At 70.5% G+C, this 18,181-nt stretch carries 17 protein-coding genes; 7 read left to right on the forward strand and 10 right to left on the reverse strand.

Annotation, left to right across the window (positions count from 1 at the left end; translation table 11 throughout):
- Nucleotides 1-10: 10 nt before the first annotated feature.
- Nucleotides 11-3,115 carry a PAS domain-containing protein gene (locus tag VH569_RS02155; protein WP_423313656.1) on the reverse strand — a complete coding sequence of 1,035 codons (3,105 nt, stop codon included), beginning with the start codon at nucleotides 3,113-3,115 and terminating at the stop codon, nucleotides 11-13.
- 363 nt (nucleotides 3,116-3,478) lie between these two features.
- Here VH569_RS02155 and VH569_RS02160 point away from each other — a divergent pair, with 363 nt between their 5' ends.
- Nucleotides 3,479-4,540, forward strand: a complete 1,062-nt coding sequence (locus VH569_RS02160; RefSeq protein ID WP_423313658.1) for an amidoligase family protein — start codon at nucleotides 3,479-3,481, stop codon at nucleotides 4,538-4,540.
- A 24-nt stretch (nucleotides 4,541-4,564) separates the two neighbouring features.
- Nucleotides 4,565-5,308 (forward strand): gamma-glutamyl-gamma-aminobutyrate hydrolase family protein, encoded by a 744-nt coding sequence (locus VH569_RS02165; protein ID WP_423313660.1) that lies wholly within the window; start codon nucleotides 4,565-4,567, stop codon nucleotides 5,306-5,308.
- A gap of 176 nt (nucleotides 5,309-5,484) precedes the next feature.
- Here the strand turns inward: VH569_RS02165 and VH569_RS02170 are convergent, their stop codons facing one another.
- Nucleotides 5,485-5,901, reverse strand: a complete 417-nt coding sequence (locus VH569_RS02170; RefSeq protein ID WP_109047992.1) for a hypothetical protein — start codon at nucleotides 5,899-5,901, stop codon at nucleotides 5,485-5,487.
- 444 nt (nucleotides 5,902-6,345) lie between these two features.
- On the opposite strand from VH569_RS02170, the gene VH569_RS02175 reads away from it, so the two are divergent.
- The gene (locus tag VH569_RS02175; RefSeq protein ID WP_423313662.1) at nucleotides 6,346-7,905 is read left to right on the forward strand and encodes a phospholipase D-like domain-containing protein; all 1,560 of its coding nucleotides are present in this window, start codon (nucleotides 6,346-6,348) and stop codon (nucleotides 7,903-7,905) included.
- Nucleotides 7,906-7,980: 75 nt separating this feature from the next.
- Here the strand turns inward: VH569_RS02175 and VH569_RS02180 are convergent, their stop codons facing one another.
- The 3 genes from VH569_RS02180 to VH569_RS02190 all read right to left on the reverse strand — a co-directional run bounded on the left by VH569_RS02180 (nucleotide 7,981) and on the right by VH569_RS02190 (nucleotide 10,129).
- Complete coding sequence (locus VH569_RS02180) at nucleotides 7,981-8,751, reverse strand: OmpA family protein (RefSeq protein ID WP_423313664.1); 771 nt, start codon at nucleotides 8,749-8,751, stop codon at nucleotides 7,981-7,983.
- Nucleotides 8,748-9,341: a DUF4398 domain-containing protein gene (locus VH569_RS02185; RefSeq protein ID WP_423313666.1), complete on the reverse strand. Its 594-nt coding sequence runs from the start codon at nucleotides 9,339-9,341 to the stop codon at nucleotides 8,748-8,750. The genes VH569_RS02180 and VH569_RS02185 overlap by 4 nt, the downstream gene beginning before the upstream one ends.
- Before the next feature lie 149 nt (nucleotides 9,342-9,490).
- Entirely contained in the window at nucleotides 9,491-10,129 is a 639-nt protein-coding gene (locus VH569_RS02190) for a DedA family protein (RefSeq protein ID WP_377808675.1), read from the reverse strand.
- Nucleotides 10,130-10,277: 148 nt separating this feature from the next.
- Between VH569_RS02190 and VH569_RS02195 the strand changes: the two genes are divergently transcribed.
- From VH569_RS02195 to VH569_RS02205, 3 genes are all read left to right on the forward strand, one after another.
- Nucleotides 10,278-10,949, forward strand: a complete 672-nt coding sequence (locus VH569_RS02195; protein WP_423313669.1) for an NnrU family protein — start codon at nucleotides 10,278-10,280, stop codon at nucleotides 10,947-10,949.
- 110 nt (nucleotides 10,950-11,059) lie between these two features.
- Nucleotides 11,060-11,494 (forward strand): CBS domain-containing protein, encoded by a 435-nt coding sequence (locus tag VH569_RS02200; RefSeq protein WP_109047997.1) that lies wholly within the window; start codon nucleotides 11,060-11,062, stop codon nucleotides 11,492-11,494.
- Between the two features lie 32 nt (nucleotides 11,495-11,526).
- On the forward strand, nucleotides 11,527-11,793 hold the full coding sequence (locus tag VH569_RS02205) for a DUF2934 domain-containing protein (protein WP_423313671.1): 267 nt from the start codon (nucleotides 11,527-11,529) through the stop codon (nucleotides 11,791-11,793).
- 17 nt (nucleotides 11,794-11,810) lie between these two features.
- Here VH569_RS02205 and VH569_RS02210 read toward each other — a convergent pair whose 3' ends face one another.
- The 3 genes from VH569_RS02210 to VH569_RS02220 all read right to left on the reverse strand — a co-directional run bounded on the left by VH569_RS02210 (nucleotide 11,811) and on the right by VH569_RS02220 (nucleotide 13,596).
- On the reverse strand, nucleotides 11,811-12,605 hold the full coding sequence (locus VH569_RS02210) for a cold-shock protein (RefSeq protein WP_423313673.1): 795 nt from the start codon (nucleotides 12,603-12,605) through the stop codon (nucleotides 11,811-11,813).
- Nucleotides 12,606-12,779: 174 nt separating this feature from the next.
- On the reverse strand, nucleotides 12,780-12,965 hold the full coding sequence (locus tag VH569_RS02215) for a hypothetical protein (RefSeq protein WP_174470945.1): 186 nt from the start codon (nucleotides 12,963-12,965) through the stop codon (nucleotides 12,780-12,782).
- 40 nt (nucleotides 12,966-13,005) lie between these two features.
- Nucleotides 13,006-13,596 (reverse strand): hypothetical protein, encoded by a 591-nt coding sequence (locus VH569_RS02220; RefSeq protein WP_423313676.1) that lies wholly within the window; start codon nucleotides 13,594-13,596, stop codon nucleotides 13,006-13,008.
- A gap of 250 nt (nucleotides 13,597-13,846) precedes the next feature.
- On the opposite strand from VH569_RS02220, the gene VH569_RS02225 reads away from it, so the two are divergent.
- A complete protein-coding gene (locus VH569_RS02225) occupies nucleotides 13,847-14,794 on the forward strand; it encodes a DMT family transporter (protein ID WP_423313678.1) in 948 nt (315 codons plus the stop codon).
- A 9-nt stretch (nucleotides 14,795-14,803) separates the two neighbouring features.
- Here the strand turns inward: VH569_RS02225 and VH569_RS02230 are convergent, their stop codons facing one another.
- Both VH569_RS02230 and maiA read right to left on the reverse strand, forming a co-directional pair.
- Nucleotides 14,804-17,368 (reverse strand): ATP-binding protein, encoded by a 2,565-nt coding sequence (locus VH569_RS02230; RefSeq protein WP_423313680.1) that lies wholly within the window; start codon nucleotides 17,366-17,368, stop codon nucleotides 14,804-14,806.
- Between the two features lie 160 nt (nucleotides 17,369-17,528).
- Entirely contained in the window at nucleotides 17,529-18,179 is a 651-nt protein-coding gene (gene maiA, locus VH569_RS02235) for a maleylacetoacetate isomerase (protein ID WP_423313682.1), read from the reverse strand.
- Nucleotides 18,180-18,181 lie beyond the last annotated feature (2 nt).

Here is an 18,181-nt window from a genome sequence, read left to right on the forward strand (position 1 = left end):
AGCCGGCGCCTCACGCCGCCCCGGCGCTCGCCATCATGCGGCGGAGGTCGTTGGGGAAGACCGGCTTGTGCAGGATGCGGAAGCCGCGGCGCTCTGCCTCCTCCTGGCGTTCGGAGCTGGTGTCGCCGGTCAGGATGATGCCGGGAACCGACTGGCCCAGCATGGTCTGGACGGCACACACCGCCTCCGGACCGGTGCGGCCCTGCTGGAGCTGGTAGTCGGCCAGCACGATCTGCGGGCAGCGGCCGTCGGCGCGCAACCGCTCCAACGCCTGATCGCCCGACTTGGCGGTCAGCACGTCATAGCCCCAGCCTTCCAGGATCGCCTTGAGGCCGAGCAGGATGATCGCCTCGTCGTCGATCACCAGGACCATGCCCTTGGCGGCCCCGGCCCCGGCGCCGGTTGCAACCGCAGCCGGCGCGGCAATCGTTTTGGTCGTCCCGCCTGCGCTCCGCCCGCCGCCGAAGGCGTTGGCGATGGCGCTGATCGCCTGTCCGCGGTCGTTGGCGGCCGCGGCATCGTTGGCCACGGACCGCCGCGCGAGCGTCGCGGCGGCAGCGGCAGTGCCGCTGGCCGGACGCGGGTTGCCCAGGATCACCCGCGGCAGCTCGACCGCGAAGACCGACCCCTTGCCCTCCCACGAGCGCACCGTCACCGGATGGCCGAGCAGCCGCGACAGCCGCTTGACGATGGCCAGCCCCAGGCCGAGGCCGCGTTCGCTGCGTTCGCCCAGCTGGGTGAACTCCTCGAAGATGTCCTCCAGCCGGTCGGCGGGGATGCCGGCGCCGGTGTCCCACACCTCCACCCGCATGCCGGACGGCGTCCGGCGGCAGCCCAGCAGCACCTTGCCCCTGGTGGTGTAGCGCAACGCGTTTTCCACGAGGTTGCGCAGGATGCGCTCCAGATGGGCCGGATCGGTGCGGACCCAGGCGCGGGTCGGCACGGCGCGCAGTTCCAACCCCTTCTGGGCGGCGCGCGGGCCGTATTCGGCGACCAGCCGGCCGAGCATCTGGTTCAGCCGCACCTCGACCGGCGTGGCGACGATCTTGCCGGATTCCAGCCGCGACATGTCCAGGAGACCGTCCAGCAGGCTCTTCAGCGTGTCCAGCCCCTGGCGGATGTTGTCGAGGATCGGCAGCGCCGCATGGCCCTGCAACCGGTCGCTCAACGCCGCGGTGAAGAGATAGAGCGACTGCACCGGCTGGCGCAGGTCGTGGCTGGCGGCGGCGAGGAACTTGGACTTGCCGTCGTTGGCCTGATCGGCCTCCTCCCGCGCACGGCGCAGTTCGGCCTCGGCCTTCTTGCGGTCGGTAACCTCGACGGCGGCGCAGGTGACGCCCTCCACACGGCCGGAGGGATCGAGCAGCGGGTCGATGGTCAGGTCGAAGAAGCGGTCCTCGCCCTTGCAACGGATGCGCACCTCTTCGCGCGCGCCGACGCCGCTCTCCATCACCCGGCGCTTCAGCGCCATCATGCCGTCGGCATCCTCGCGCTGGCTGCACAGGTCGGCGTCGGTACGGCCGATCAGCGCGTCGGGAGAGAAGCCGAGCCATTCCGAATGCGCCCAGGTGTAGCGCAGGTCGCGGTCCTGGTTGAGCACCACCACGCCGGAATTGCGCAGGCCGGTGCGCACGCGCTCCTCGGCGACGCGCAGCGCCTCCTCTGTGCGCTTGCGTTCGGTGATGTCGATGCCGGTGGCGATCAGGTGGGTGACATGCCCGTCGGCATCGACCATCGGGGTCAGGTTGACGTCCACCGTCATCTCCCGCGGAGCGGTGTCCCGCCCGGTGGCGACGCGCAGCCCGGCATCGAAGCGGGAGGACCGTCCGCCGGCGCCCAGCGCCAGCGCCTGCCGCAGCCGTTCCCGCCCGGCCTCGTCGAAGGACAGCCAGCAGATCTCGTCGAAGGGGCGGCCGACGATGCGGGCGGGCGGCAGCCCGGCGGCATCGGCGGCGGCGCGGTTGACCTGGGCCACCGCCCCGTCCGGCGTCAGCACGCCGACATAGGCCGGCAGCGCGTCCAGCACGGCACGGATGTGGCTTTCGGACTGGCGCAGCGCCGCTTCGCGCGCTTCCAGACGTTCGGCCATCATGTCGAAGGCGTAGCCGAGCTGGCCGATCTCCGACGAGCGGTCGGACAGTTTGACCCGGGTGGCGGTCTTGCCCTCGCTCCAGTCGCGGGCGGCGGAAACCAGCGCATCGACCGGGCGGCGGATGAACAGGGTGCCGCCGATCCAGGCGGCGGCAGCGGCGACCAGGAAGCCGGACAGCGTCATCAGCAGCCCGTCGCGGGTGGCGCGGTCCACCGCGCCCATGGCGGCGCCGCGGTCGACGCCGATGCTGATGAACAGGTCGCGGATGCCGGCGGACGGCGGGGAGAAAGCGAGGATGCGCGACACGCCATCCAGTCCGGGCAGCATGGTCACGCCGGCTTCCCGTTCCGACAGAAGCCCCAGATAGCTGTCCGGCAGCCGTTCGCCGGAACGGCCCTGGGTGCCCGGCAGCTTCACCAGGATGGTGCCGGAACGGTCGGCGACGGTCAGGGTGGTGTTGTCCGGCATCGGACGGGAGGCGAAGAGGGCGGTCAGCCGCGGCACGTCGAGCGACAGGGCGACCACGCCGGCCCGCCGGCCGTTGCTGTCCGAATAGGGAGCGGCGACCGGCAGTTCGCCGCCGTCGGCGCCGGAATGGGTGATCGTCCATTCGCCGACGGCGAAACGGCCCTGCGTCATCGCCCGGCGGAAATGCGGCTGGACGCTCAGAGAGGCACCGATGCGCGACGGATCGGCGCTGCACAGGATGCGCCCCTCGGTATCGGTGATCGACAGGGTGCGGTAGTCGGCGGAACGGGTCGCCAGCCGCTCCAGATAGCTCTGGCAGTTGTCGATCTCGCCCCGGCGCAGGAAGCGCGCCTCGGTCACGGCGGTGACCATCAGCCGGGCGCTGTCGATGAGACGGAAATGCTCGCTTTCGACCTGCCGGAGAAGCCGTTCGGCCTGGAGCGTCACCTCGCCTTCGCGCTCCGCCCGCTGTTCGAGCACGCTGTAGATCTGGATGCCGATCGCCGGCAGGACCGCGAGCAGGACCAGGATGAAGAGGCGTGCCAGAAGGGTCATGGCGTAGACGAGGCTCCTCCGCAAAGCCGACCGGATGGAACGATGGATGCGCCACCCTGCGGCAGGCCTATCGCTAACGCACTTATGGTTAAGCGCCGGTTAATTTAGAAAAGAATGGGCCGGAACAGAGGGGAGAACCCGATCGAAGAGCTGTTATCCTCTCCCAATTTGCCGCCAACTGGAGAGCATTTACATCAAAAACCAAAACATACCACCATCGAGTGGTTACGGTCGAAAGGGATATGTCCCGCAGCCTGCTTGAATTCGCGTCATTGCAGTGCTCAAGGACTTCTCATGCAACTGGAATTCCGACTTGGATCCATCGATGGAACAGGCTGCGGGGTGGGCTGTTGAAGCCTTGCAATGACCACACCCTTCCTTCTCCCCCCGCTCCGCACCACGTCCCAGGGCACGCCGCGCCGCGTGGGGGTGGAACTTGAATTCGCCGATCTGGACGCGCCGTCGGCCGCAGCCTGCGTGCACCGGCTGTTCGGCGGCAGCGTCACCGTCGAAAACCCGCACCGATGTCTGGTGACGGAGACGCGGCTCGGCGATTTCACGGTGGAGCTGGACATGCGCTCCGCCCACAAGGGCAAGGGGGGTGCGGCGATCCTCGACCTGCTGCGGCCGCTGTGGGGCAACATCGGCAGTCTGGTGATGCCCTTCGAGATCGCCGCCCCGCCGGTGACGGTGGAGCAGATGCCGGAGTTGGAGGAGATGGTCGCCCGCCTGCGCGCGCTGGGCGCCGCCGGGACGGAGGCCAGCCCGCTGTTCGCCTTCGGCCTGCATTTCAATCCCGAGGTGGCGCGGACCGACGGCGATTACCTGCTGGACACTTTAAAGGCCTTCCTGCTGCTGGCCCCCTGGCTGCGGCGGGAAATCCGGGTCGATGTCACCCGGCGTCTGTCCGGTTTCATCGCCGCCTTCCCGACGCCCTATGCCGCCAAGGTCGTCGATCCCGGCTATCGTCCCGACCTGGGCGGGTTGATCGACGATTATCTGGCCGACAACCCAACCCGCAACCGCGAGCTGGACCTGTTCCCGCTGTTCGCCCATCTCGACCGCGACCGTCTGGCCGCGGCGATGGAGGACCCGCATATCCGGCCGCGCCCGACCTTCCATTACCGGCTGCCGAACGCGCGGCTGAGCGACCCCAACTGGTCGCTTGCCGCCGACTGGAACCGCTGGGTGGCGGTGGAGCGGCTGGCCGCCGACCGCGCCCTGCTGGACGGCCTCGGCACCGAGTACCGCCGGGCAGCCGAAGCGCAGCAGCTCGACGGCTGGGCCGAGCGCATCGACGCCGTGCTGACCGTCAATCCGGGCATTCACGGCGCCGGGGCGGACGCTGGGGCAGACAGGGCCGGGCACGTCGATGGGGTCGATGGGGTCGATGGGGTCGATGACCCCGCCCGTCAGGCCGGCTGAGGGAGTTTTCTGAGGGAGTTTTCCATGGCAGCCATCGTCGGCAGGTCCCGGCCGCTGGTCGGCATCACCGCCTCGATCCATGGCAGCCGCATCGCCGCCATGGCCAACCGGCTTGCCCTGTGGCGGGCCGGTGCATCGTCGGTCCGTATCACCGCCGAGTCGCCCTTCCCCATCGACCGGCTGGATGCGCTGGTCGTCGGCGGCGGCGACGACATCGACGCCTCGCTCTACGGCGAATCCGCCCGCCCGCACATCCGCATCGATCCCGAACGAGACCGGCTGGAGATGCTGGCGCTGGACTGCGCCGCCAAGATCGGACTGCCGGTGCTGGGCATCTGCCGCGGCTCCCAGATGATCAACGTCCACCGCGGCGGCTCGCTCCACGTCGACATCCACGAGGTCTACGACGAAGCGCCGCACATGCGCACCGTGCTGCCGCGCAAGCGCATCCGGATCGCACCGGACAGCAGGCTCTACCGCATCCTCGGCATCGCCGAATGCCGCGTGAACGCCCTGCACCACCAGTCGGTGGACCGCGTCGGCGACGGTCTGCGCGTGGTCGCCCGCGAACGCGCCGGCGTCGTCCAGGGCATCGAGGCACCGAACGAGCCCTTCATGATCGGCGTACAGTGGCATCCGGAATATCTGGTCGCCGACAGCCGGCAGCAGGCGCTGTTCCGCCGTCTGGTCGACACCGCCGCCGGAACCGCGCCGCTGGACGAATTGGTGGAGGTTCCGTCCCACCGGTCGGTCCGCGCATCCGGCTGATACCCGCAGCCTTTAAGCCGATCTTCGATTCAGACTGAACTTCACAGGCTGATTCCGCCGGCGCAGCGGCCGCCGGCTCGCACATCCGATCCAGACGGATCGCGGCACCGGAAACGACGCGGGCGCCGCCGGAGGGATGGCTCCGGGGCGCCCGCGCTGTTGCCGCAAGAGGGGTGTTACTGGCTGCCGCCGTTGTCCGGGCCGCAGTTCGGGGTGCCCGGCGGGCAGTGGGTGCCGGTGGCGGTCTGGTTGTCGCGCGGAACGTTGCTGCCGGTGTTGTTGCCCATGCCCGACGGCGCGGTGGTCACACCCGGCACCGGCGAGGTCGAGGAGCCCGACATGGTGCCGGTGGTGCCGGTCGAACCCGACATGCCCGCACCGCCGGTCGTGGAGCCGGCCGACGGCGAGGTGGTGGCGCCCGGCGGGGTGTGGACGATGCCGTCCGGTCCGACGTTGGTGGTGCTGCTCGGAGCGGTGGTGTATGCGCCGCTGCCCTTGACGGCGCCGGGGTTGGCTTGCTGAGCGGTCTGGGCCATGGCCGGGGCGGCCATCAGGAGAACTGCCGAAACAGCACCGATCATCAGGTTACGCATCCTCGAACTCCTTCATGGTGGCAACGCCTCGCATTTGGGCGTCTTTGGAACGGGACGGACGCCGTGTTTGGAGCCGCAATCGGCGTCCGGCCAGGGCGTCGTTGTCTTTCATGGGTTTAGAACAGGGCAATCGGGGCATGATCTCGGTCGGTCCATGCGCTTTTTTTGGAAAAACGCCGGCAAAAGAGGGGCAAGAACGCGCCCGGCGGGTTCCTTCGGCGAGCCACCGACGCACAGCCGGCGAGGCGGGAACAACAGGCGCGCCAGAGGGTTCAAGCCGCGAGGCGGGTGGTCCGTGCAAAGCCTCCTCCCGACGCGTTTTCAATGAGGGTTCCAGCCGTGCCCGACGCCTCCCAGGACGCCGCCCCACATTCCGCCCCCCATCATTCTGCAACGCCCCCGCTGCCCCCCGATCCTTCCGGTGCCATCGGAACCTCCGGCCCAGTGCTCCGTCCCGGTTTGACCTGCTGGCGGACCGAACGCGCCGGGCGGGTGGCGGTGCTGGTCGACGGCGCCGATTATTTCGTTGCCGCCCGTGCCGCCATGGAACAGGCGAAGCGGTCGATCCTGCTGGTCGGCTGGGACATCGACCCGCGCATGCGCCTGGACCCCGAAAGCCATGAGACGCTGGGCCGTTTCCTCGCCCGGCTGATGCGGTCGCGGCCCGGGCTGCATGTGCGGGCGCTGAAATGGGACATGCCCTTTCCCATCGCGCTCGACCATCCGCATGAGCCGCTGGAGCGGCTGGACCGCAGCACCGGCCACCGGCTGAACGCCCGGCTCGACGGGGAACTGCCGGTCGGCGCCGCCCAGCACCAGAAGCTGCTGGTGATCGACGATGCCCTGGCCTTCTGCGGCGGGATGGACTTCTCCTTCGACCGCTGGGACACGTCGGAGCATCGCGACGACGATCCGCGCCGTCGCTGCCCGAACGGCGAGCCCTATGGCCCGCGCCACGACGTGATGATGATGGTCGACGGCGATGCCGCCCGCGCCCTGTCCGAACTGGCGAGGGAGCGCTGGCGCGGCGCCACCGGCGAGGTGCTGGAGCCCTGCCCGCCACCCGACACCGACCGGGCCGAGCAGGATCCCTGGCCGGACTGCCCCCTGCCCGACTGCACCAGCCCGATCCTGACCGACGCACGGATCGGCATCTCCCGTACCGTGCCGGAGACCGAAGATCGTCCGGCGATCCGCGAGAGCGAGGCGCTGACCTTCGCCGCCATCGCCGCGGCCGAGCGCATCATCTATCTGGAAAACCAGTATTTCGCCTCCGCCCGCGTCGCCGAGGCGCTGGCCCGCCGGCTGGCCGAGCCCGACGGGCCGGAGGTGGTGCTGGTGGTGTCGATGGAAAGCCCGAGCTGGTTCGACCGCATGGCGATGGACACGCCCCGCTCGGTGGCCTTGCGCTGCCTGCGCGCAGCCGACCGCTACGGCCGGCTGCGCGCCCTGACCCCGGTGACGGAGGGCGGCGGGCCGGTGATCGTCCATTCCAAGGTGGTGGCGGTGGACGGCCGGCTGCTGCGCATCGGCTCGTCCAACCTGAACAACCGTTCGATGGGCTACGACAGCGAATGCGACCTGACCATCGAGGCGCCGCGGGAGGATGGGCCGGACCGGACCAGCGCGGAGGCCGCGATCATGGGCGTGCGCAACCGCCTGCTGGCCGAGCATATGGGCATCGACCAGCCCCGGCTGGAGGCGGAAATCCAAGCGGCCGACAGCGTCGTCGCCGCCATCGACCGGCTCTGTCCGCAGTCCGGCCGCCGGCTGGCCGAACTGCCCGCCAGCGATCCCAGCCTGACCGAACAGGCTTTCGCCGCCCTGCGCATCGCCGACCCCGACGACCCGAACGAGGCCTGGGCGCCGTGGAAGCGTCTGCCGCCGCCGCCACGCTCCGCCCTGCGCGCCGCTGCCGCCGCCCTGCTGACGGTCGGGCTGGCCGCCGGGGTCTGGGGCGCGGTTCGGAGCGGACGCGAAAAAGCCCGCCCCCCGCGCGACTGACCGTCACGCAAGGGGTGGGCCCGCTTTCCGAAATCCCCTCTCCCACCGTGAGAGAGAGGATTTCCATGTCTGGACTTATCGCGTTTCCGCGACGCGGCCATCGTCGGAGATGACGATCTCGACACGGCGGTTCTGCTGGCGGCCGGCATCGGTGTTGTTGGCGGCCACGGGCTGCGCCTCGCCCATGCCCTGGGTGACGATGCGCGCCGGCGAGACGCCGCGCATGGTCAGGGCGTCGCGGACGGAGTTGGCGCGGGCTTCCGACAGGCGCAGGTTGGTGGTGTCGCTGCCGGTGCTGTCGGTGTGGCCCTCGATCCGGATGGTGCGGCCGGGCTGGGATTGCAGGAACTGGGCGAGCCGGTCGATGCGCTCATAGGCGCCGGGGGTCAGTTCCGCCCGGCCGGTGGCGAACAGGATGTCGCCCAGCGTCATGACCAGACCGCGCTCGGTCCGCTGCGCCTGGAGGTCGCGCAGCTGCTGCTCCAGCTCGGTGTTGCGGGCCTGGAGGCGGTAGGTGTCGGCGTTGGCGACCACGGTCTGGGCGCCCTTCACCCCGGCCGTCTCCTGGGCGATCTGGACCCGGCGGCTGACGATATAGGCCTGGTGGTCGACCTCGGCGGCATCGGCGCCCTGGTCGCGCATCGCCTCGGCACGGCGCAAGGCCGTCTCGGCGTCGCGCAGCTGAAGCGGGGCGTTGCCGGCGACCTGCGGGTTGGCGGCGGCGAGGCTGTAATCCTGCCGCGCCTGGGTCAGGGCGGCGCTGTCGGTGGGCTGGGTGGCGCAACCGGCCAGCCCGAGGCCGAGACCTGCGAGGACAAGAATGGTGCGGGAAGCGAACGCGGTCATTGACGCACCTCCGGATAGCTGTAGCCCCAGCTGTTGCCGCCGCTGGTTCCGACACCCGAACCGCCCACCGTGCCGAGCGAGCCGGCCGGTGCCGGCGGAACCGCGGACGGAGCCGGATAGCTGGAACCGGTCATCCCGGAACCGCCATAGCCGGCCCCGCCGGACGGCGTGCTGCCCAACGTCGAACCGCTGTAGACCGGCGCCACGTCCGGCGCGGCGGCCGACCGCGGAGTGTTGGAGACAGCGGACTTGGCCACCGCGGTGGCGGCCTGCTGGGTCACCGCGCGCTGCGAGGTCACCGTCGCCAGTTCGGCATCGACGCGGGCCTCTTCGGCAAGGCGGCGGGCGCGGGTGCGCTCGTCGGCACGCATCGCCTTGTCGGCGGAGGCCAGCTTGTCGCGGGCGCTCTGCAACGCCACCGGGGCATATTGCAGGGCGTTGGCGCGCTCGGCCTCCTGCACCGCCTGGGACGCGGCGCCGAGCTGGGCGGTGGGCGGCGGCACGTCGGAGGCGCAGGCGGCCATGCCGAGCGCCGCCGACAACACGGCGGCGGCTCGCCACCGGTTCGTCATTGCGGATTTGCGGGTCATCTGGTCGGTTCCTTTCGGATCGGGCTTCACGCCGGAAACCGGGGGCGGGCCAAGGTCGTGTCCCCCTCAAGCCATGTCCCTTCGGCCATGTCCTTTCGGGACGTCTCGCGCCTCAAACGCACCAGCCGGGGCGAAGGTTCCGCGCCGGTTCAGCCGCCGCTGCGCGAAATCCCGTCACGCTCCGCCCGGCGGTTGTCGCGGCGGTGGCGGACCAGCCGCAGCACATAGGCGGCCAGCAGGACGATGAACAGCACCAGCGCCCCCGGCACCATCCAGTCGGCGATCCAGGGAAAGCCGACCCGCACCAGATAGCCGGTGCCGGCCAGCACCAGCGACCACAGCGCCGCCCCGGCGGCGGCATAGAGCAGGAAAACCGCCATCGGCAGCCCGCAGGCCCCGGCGGGAACCGAGATCAGCGTGCGCAGCCCCGGCAGCGGCTGGCACAGCAGAACGGCGACGCCGCCGCGCCGGGCGAACCATTCGGTGGCGCGGTGGACCTGCTCGGGCTTCACCGTCAGCCAATGGCCGTGGCGGCGGAGGAAGGCTTCGAACCGCTCGCGCCCCATCCAGTGGGCCGGCAGGTACCACACCAGCTCCCCCACCGCGGACCCCGCCCCGGCGGCCAGCGCCACCAGCAGCAGGTTGAACTCACCCGTCGCGGCCCCCATGCCGGCCAGCGGGATCACCGTCTCTGCCGGCACCGGCGGCAGCACGCGGGCCAGGATCAGCATCAGGAAGATGCCGAGATAGCCGAACTGCTGCACGATCTGGATGATCCACTCGGTCATTGGGTCCACGGGGGGTCGGGGAAAAGAAAGCCGTCTCCAGTGAACCGTGCGGACCTTGCCGGCGTTCCCCGTTTTTCCATCCCCCCTGACCCCAATCTTGACCCCAATCAAGGCAGAGGCCGTTCGTACACGGTTCAGTGTCTCCATCATGACCGCATCCCTCGCCCTCGCCGCCGCCCTGCTGTTCCTCAGCCATGCCCTGCCGTCCTGGCCGGGGGTGCGGCCCGCCCTGATCGCCCGGCTCGGCCGCGGCGGCTTCGTGACGATCCATTCCGTCGGCTCGCTGCTGACGCTGACCCTGTTCGTGCTGGCCTACCGCGCCGCCGACGGCGGGGATGTGGTGTTCACGCCCTTCGACTGGGCGGCCCCGCTGGTGGCGGTGGCGATGCCCGTCGTCTTCCTGCTGCTGGTCGCCCGCGTCACCACCCGCTTCGGCAGCCAGGGCGCGCCGAACCCGCCCCGCGGCATCTACCGCCTGACCCGCGCGCCGGGCAGCCTGGCGCTGCTGCTGTGGGCATGCGCGCACCTGAACGCCACCGGCGACGGGCGCCGGGTGCTGCTGTTCGGCACCATGGCGGCCATCGCCCTGTTCGCGCTGGTGAAGAACGAGATCGTGCTGCGCCGCAGCCCCGCCGGCCGCGCCTACCGGGACGAGACCTCGCTTTTGCCGCTGACCGGGCCGCAGGGCTGGCGCGGAGCGCTGCGCGGACTGGCGGAGATGGGGCCGGCAAGACTGATCGGCGGGCTTGCCGTTTATGGTGGGATGCTGATGCTGCACCCCCTGCTCTTCGGGGTGGATCCACTCTACTGGGTAGGTTGAGCGGGACGGCGGACCGGTGCATCTGTTGAGGACGGGACAGGAGGACCGCGTACCACCTCCAGCCTGCCCTCGCCGCTGCTCTCCCCGCCATTGCTTCAGGAAGCCCCCGCATGAAAATCCGCGAGATCATGACCCGCGACGTGCAGACGGTACGGCCCGACGACAGCATCCGCCGGGCCGCGCAATTGATGGATCAGTTGAACGTCGGCATCCTGCCCGTCTGCGAAGGGCGGGATCTGGTCGGCGTCGTCACCGACCGCGACATCACCATCCGGGCGATCTCCGCCGGAAAGCAGCCCGACCGCTGCAAGGTGTCGGAGGTGATGACCGCCAATCCCCGCTATTGCTACGAGGACGACCCGGTTGGCAGCGTGACCCAGTTGATGGCGGGCCAGCAGATCCGGCGGGTGCCGGTGGTGGACCGCAACGACCGGCTGACCGGCATCGTCTCGCTGGGAGACCTTGCCACAGATGCCAAGAACGACCGTGCGGTCCAGGACACGCTGGAACGGATTTCCTCCCCCTCCGAGCCGGACCGGACCTGAGCGGCCTCCCTCGACAACAGGAACCGACCATCATGGAAGACACATCGGGTCCGGACGACCCGCGGGTCCGTGAACGGGCCTACCGGCTTTGGGAAGAGGAGGGGCGGCCCGACAACCGCCATCTCGACCATTGGGCGCAGGCCGCCCGCGAGATCGAGGAGGAGGACCGCCGCAACTCCGGCGGTCCCCGCGTCAACAGCCCGGATGCCGGGCTGGCCGTTCCCGATGACGCCGCCGCCCGCAACCAGCGGGAAGCGGCGGCGCATCTGGGCCAGTCCTCGGTTCCGTCGGACAGCTGATCACCGGATGGAGGCGGTCACTCGATCTTGAGGCTGACCGCTTCCATGCCCTTTTCGCCCTGGCGGACGGTCATGCGCACGCGCTGCCCGTCATCCAGCCCGCGCAGGCCGGCACTCTCCAGCGCACGGGCCGGAATGAAGACGTCGCGCCCGCCGTCGTCGGGCTGCGCGAAACCATAGCCCTTGCCGCCGTTGAACCACTTCACCGTGGCGCCCATCTCGCTGGTCGGACCGCTGGCCTGCTGCGGCCGGCGGGGGCCACCACGATCCTGGAAACCCCGGTCCTGGCCTCGATCCTGGAAGCCACGGTCGGAGCCCCGATCCTGGAAACCGCGATCCTGGTTGCGGCTCTGGAAGCCGCCCCGGTCGCCACCACGGTCGCCGAAGCCGCGGTCGCGCGGGCCGCCGGCATCGCGGCGCGCACCGAAGCCGCGATCTCCGCCGCGGTCACCGCCCCGATCCCCACCCCGGTCACCGAAGCCCCGGTCGCCGCGGTCCCCGAAGCTGCGCTCGCGCCCCTGCGGACGGGCCGGGGCGGCGGCGGTGGAGAGGTCGACGGAGTGCAGGACGCTGACCTGCTGGCCCTTGCGATCCTCGACGAGGTCGACGACGACGGTGGCGCCGTCCGGCAGGGTGGTGTGGCCGGCGGGCACGACGAGCGAGGCCGGCAGCAGGGCGTCCTTGCCGCTGTCGCCGACCTTGACGAAGCCGTAGCCACGTTCGGGGTTGAACCATTTCACGGTGGCCGTCACCTGGGTGGCGACGACGTTGGGCTGGCGATAGACGTGGCTGCGGGGCGGCTGATTGTGCATGGGAAACCCGAACTCCGGCAAACAGAAGCGGCGCCCTTGCCGGTCCATCTCATGGACCGGTGGACGCCAACCCCTGACACATCGCCCGTCCGCGCGCTCTTGGCAAGTCGGGACCGCTCCGAATAAGCCGGACAGGCCGTTAAATCACACCCCTGGGGGCCCGATGGACGGGCCTCAGCCCATCAGGCGGTCCATCAGGCGGTCCGGTGCCGGCGGCGGCTCGCGCGGCGGAACCGGGATCGGGCCCGGCGGTTCTCCCAGCGGCGGACGCGCCGGATCGCCCGGCACCGGCATCGAGTCATCCGGCACCGACGGTTCGCGCGGCGGCGAGGGCGGAAAGGGTCCAAGTTCGAAGATCATGCGCGGTTCCTCGAAATCATTGATAAGGCAATCGATGTCATCAGCCGCCATGGCCGCCTGGGGCGGTCCGCGACAGGCGCCGGGCATCGTTCAGGCTGGTCATGCAGCGGGTCTCGTCGCCGTCGCGGGCGGCGCTGCGGGCCGCAGTGACCAGCGATTCCACCTGGGCGTTCCGCGCCGCCTGCCCCATCAGCCCGTCCCCACCGCCGGAGCCGCCGGGACCGCTGTCAGGCGGCGTCCGCGAATTGGCCTGGGGGCCGGCTTGCGAACTGGCCTGGGGGCTGATGGACGGAGCGGTCGGCATGTTGCTGCCGATGGCCGGCGGTTCGACCACCGACCGGTCGCCGACGGCGGGAGGCGCCACCATGCCGCCGGACTGGGCGAGCCGGTCGCTGCCGCTGCCGGACCCCGGTTCGTCGCGCGGGGTGGAGCCCGACAGGCCGGGCGTGCCGGTACCGCCACCGGGACCGGGGACGGCGACCGGCGGCGGGTCGGTCGACAGACCGAGATCGGCGGCGAACTGGTCCACCATCGCGCCGCAACTCGCCTGGGCCGCTGCCCCGTGGGCGGCGAGGAGCCCGGCCGCCATGACGAGGGCGACGGGGCCGAACCTTGTGAAATTTGTCCGCATCGGTCGCGTGCTCCTCGGGTTGGCTCCTCGGGGTTGGCCCCTCGGGTTGACCATGTCCATCCGGTCATGCCCATGGCGATCCCGCTCGGGGGGGCGTGTTCCGATGGAATCAACGGTCTTGGGCCGGGCACGGTTCCGGCGGAGCGGTCGAAGATCTGCCCGGCCATGCATCTTGCTCATTTCGCAGGCAGAGGGCGGCGGCTGTAGAGTGCCTGTCCCCCCTCCTCAACCGACGGTCCGCAGTTCCATCATGATCGCCAACATGGCCGCGCTGGGCGCGGCGCTGTGCTGGGCCGCGGGCGGCCTGATCGCCATCGGACCGGTGCGGGTGCTCGGCTCCATCGCCTTCAACCGCGTGCGCCTGACCATCGTCGCCGCGGCCCTGCTGGTCGCCACCACCCTGCTGGGCGGCTGGCAGACGCTGGACACCGGGGCCGCGCTGACGCTGGCGCTCTCGGGGCTTCTGGGGATCGTGGTGGGGGACATGGCGCTGTTCTGGTCGCTCAGCCGCCTGGGACCGCGCCGCAACGTGGTGATCTATGCCGCCAACGCGCCCCTGACCGCCTTGCTCGCTTATGCCCTGCTGGGGGAGGCGCTGGGGCCGTGGACCGTTCTGGGCGTGGCGCTGGTCACGCTGGGGGTGATGCTGGCGGTGGCCCTGCGCTCCGGCTCCACCCACAGCTGGGAGGCGATGCAGGGCAATTTGCTGGCCGGCGTTTCGGTCTGCCTGCTGGCGGCGGTCGGTCAGGCCGCCGGCTCGATCATCGCCAAACCGGTGATGACGGCGGGCGCCGATCCGATTGCGTCGGCCGCGGTGCGGGTCACCACGGCGGCCCTGATGTTCACGGCCATCGGCGTGCTGTCGGCGGTTCGCGAGGGGGTTCGCGCCGGGGTTAACGGCGGCGCGGCGGTGGCAGGTGCCGGTGGGTTCGGCGGGTTGCTGGTCCCCCGCGGGCTGACGCCCAAGCTGATGCTGCAGATCGCCGGCAACGGGCTGCTCGGCGTCGGGCTGGGGATGACGCTGCTGCTGGTCGGGCTGGCCCACGGCAATGCCGGCGTGGTCGCCACCCTGTCGGCGCTCAGCCCGGTCCTGATCCTGCCGATGATGTGGCTGTTGACCGGCCAGCGCCCGTCGCTGGGCGCCTGGGCCGGCGCCGCGGTCGCGGTGGCCGGCGTCGCCCTGATCGTCAATCGGTAGGGGGGCGGCTCAGCGGGCCGTCTCCACCGCCACGCCGAGCGTGGGCAGCGCCGCCTGAAGCGCCGAGGAGGCGCGGTTGACGGCGTCGCGCAGGTCGGCTTTCAGCACCGGCTCGTCCGGCCATTGCTGCTCGCAGGCATGCTGAAGCTTGCGAGCGGTGCGCGACAGTTCCAAGAGGCCGACATTGCCCGCCAGCGACACCATGGCATGGGCGTCGGCCGCGGCGGCCTTCGACGAGTCCGCCTCGCTGATGCGGTCGGTGCGCAGGGCCAACTCGGCCAAGGTTCCGGCGATGAAGCGGGGCAGCACGTCCGCGCCCAGCGTTTCGGCCAGCGTGTCCAGCGTGGCGCGGTTCAGCACCGGCGCGCTGTCCGACACCGTCGCCACCCCGGCCAGCACCGTCGCCTCTTCCACGGCATCCCCCTCCGGCAGCATCCCATCCGTCCCGGCCTCGAGCCAGCGGCCGACCGCGGACAGCAGCGTCTCGCGCTCGATCGGCTTGGTCACATGGTCGTTCATGCCGACATCCAGGCAAAGCTGGAGCTGATCGGTCAGCGCGTTGGCGGTCAGCGCGATGATGGGCACGGCGCCGCGCCGCCCGCCAAGCTGACGGATCGCCGCAGTCGCCTGCAAGCCGTCCATCCGCGGCATCTGCATGTCCATCAGGACGAGGTCGAACTCGCCGCGGCGCATCGCCTCCACCGCCAGGATGCCGTCCTCGGCAACCTCGACCGTATGGCCGGCCTTGCAGAGGATGGAGGAGGTGACGATCTGGTTCATCGGCACGTCTTCGGCCAGCAGGATGCGGGCGCTGCGGGTCGGTGCCGCATCTCTGCGCTCGACGGTGGACAGCCCCGGCGCGGTGGCGACCGGCAGCGGCAGCTCGAACCAGAAGGTGCTGCCCACCCCCGGGCTGCTCTGCACGCCGATATGCCCGCCCATCAGCTCCGACAGCTGCTTGGAAATGATGAGGCCGAGCCCGGTGCCGCCATAGCGCCGGGTGGTGGAACGGTCGCCCTGGCTGAAACGCTGGAACAGGTTGGCCTGATCGGTCGCCGGGATGCCGGGGCCGGTATCGCTCACCGAAAGCCGCACATGCGCCGCCGGAACGGCCTCTCCCTCGCCGCCCCCCTGGCCCGACAGCAGCCCGGCCGACACCAGCACCGAGCCGCGTTCGGTGAACTTCACCGCATTGCCGACGAGGTTCAGCAGGATCTGGCGGATGCGCGCCTCGTCGCCGCGGACATAGCGCGGAACGGTGCCGCCCAGCGACAGTTGCAGCAGCAGCCCCTTCTGCGAGGCGGCATTGCTCATCAGGTCGCGGCAGTCGCGCAGCAGCCGGTGCAGGTCGAAGGCGCGCTCCTCCAGCTCCAGCTTGCCGGCCTCGATCTTCGAATAATCCAGAATGTCGCCGATGATCGCCAGCAGCCCGCGCCCGGCCTCGCGCTGGAGCGACACATACTGGCGCTGTTCCGCCGTCAGCTCGGTGCCGAGCAGCAGGTCGGCAAAGCCGATGACGCCGTTCAGCGGAGTGCGGATCTCATGGCTCATCGACGCCAGGAATTCCGACTTCACGCGGTTGGCCGCCTCCGCCTCGGCGCGGGCGGCGGACAGTTCCTCCTCGTAGCGCTTGCGCTCGGTCACGTCGCGCACCACGCCGACCACCACGAAACCGCCGTCGGACCCCACCGTCGGCCGCATGCTGGACTCGACCCACAGGTAGTGACCGTCGCGGTGGCGCAGCCGGTGGGTGAAGGTGACGGGGGGCGATCCCGGCTGCAACCCGGCGAAGGCCATCGCCGCACTCTCCAGATCGTCCGGGTGCAGCAGGTTGGCCGGGGCGGAGCCGACGATCTCGGCCGGGTTATGGCCCAGAATGTCGCGCACCGACGGCGACAGGTAGTGCACCGCCCCGTCGGCCTTCATCTCCAGGATCATGTCGGTGGCGTTGTCGGCCAGCAGGCGGTACCGCGCCTCGCTCTCGCCCAGCCGCCGTTCGGCGTCGTGGTGGCGCTGCTCGCGCAGCAGCAGGCCGCCCAGGAACAGGGTGCCGAGCGGGATGATGGCCAGCAGTGCCGGCGCCGTGCGCTGCCCCACCTGCAAGGCAAGGTCCCAGGTGGGCAGCAGCAGCAGGGTCGATGTCGACACCAGCGTCAGCAGCAGCCCGAAGCCCAGCAGCGGACCGACGCCCATCGCCATCCCGCGCCGCTTCGACCACATCGCGAAGCCGACGCCGGTCAGGAAGGACAGCAGCGCGTTGGCGACGCCGGCCTCCATCCCCACCCCACCCAGGAAGATGCGGTACCCCGCGACCGTCACGGCGGTGATGGCGGAGGAGAGCGGACCGCCGAACAGCGCGCTCAGCCCGATCAGCGGAGCCCGCGCGTCGATGAAGATGCCCGGCCCGATATGGATGGGGTGGACCATCGAGAAGATGGCGGTCAGCGCCATCACCGCGCCGAAGACGATCTGGCGGGTGTACAGGCTCCAGCCGCCGGAGCGGCGGATCAGAAACGTGTAGGCAAGAACGACGAAGGCGCTCGCCGCGATGTTCTCGGCAAGATCGTACGCCATCGAAGAGAAGTTGCCCAACATCGCCCGGCCGCCGTCCGCACCCGATTTCCCGTTACCTCTATACCACGGAAGGATGTCGCGAAACCGCTAACACCAACGGGAGACGTGTGATCTGGCGGGGACAAAGGTCGGGCTCGCGATGCCGGCAGGCGGCAACGTTTCAGGCCTCGGCGTCGGGCTGGCGGTCCGGAAGGGCGGCGGCGAAGGCCGGCAGGGCGCGGCAGGCCGCGTCGATGCGCAGCAGCGTGGGATAGCCGTCCAGCGGGCAGTCCAGGCGGCGGGCGTTCGCCATCTGCGGCACCAGCAGGATGTCGGCCAGACCGGGCTCGTCGCCATGGCAGAAGCGGCCGGTGCGCGGATCGCCGGCCAGCTGCGCCTCCAGCGCGGTCAGGCCGACGGCGATCCAGTGCCGGTACCAGCCATCGACCTCCTCCTGGCCGTGGCCCATGGTCCTCAGGTGGTTCAGCACCCGCAGATTGTTCAGCGGGTGAAGGTCGCAGGCGACCGCCAGGGCGAGCGCCCGCACCCGCGCCCGGCCCAGCGGGTCGGCCGGCAGCAGCGCCGGGGTGGGATGCGTCTCGTCCAGATACTCGATGATGGCGAGCGACTGGGTCAGCACATGATGACCGTCCGGCCCGTCGACCTCCAGCGCCGGCACCAGATGTTCCGGGTTGAGGTCGGAATAGGGCGGCTTGGCCTGCTCGCCTTTGCGCAGATGGACGAAGGCCTGATCCGGCGTCAGCCCCTTCAGGTTCAGGGCGATGCGCACGCGGTAGGCGGCGGAGGAGCGGAAGTAGGTGTGGAGTTTCAAGG

Source organism: Azospirillum sp. 11R-A (assembly GCF_049472615.1).
GTDB classification, from domain to species: domain Bacteria; phylum Pseudomonadota; class Alphaproteobacteria; order Azospirillales; family Azospirillaceae; genus Azospirillum; species Azospirillum palustre.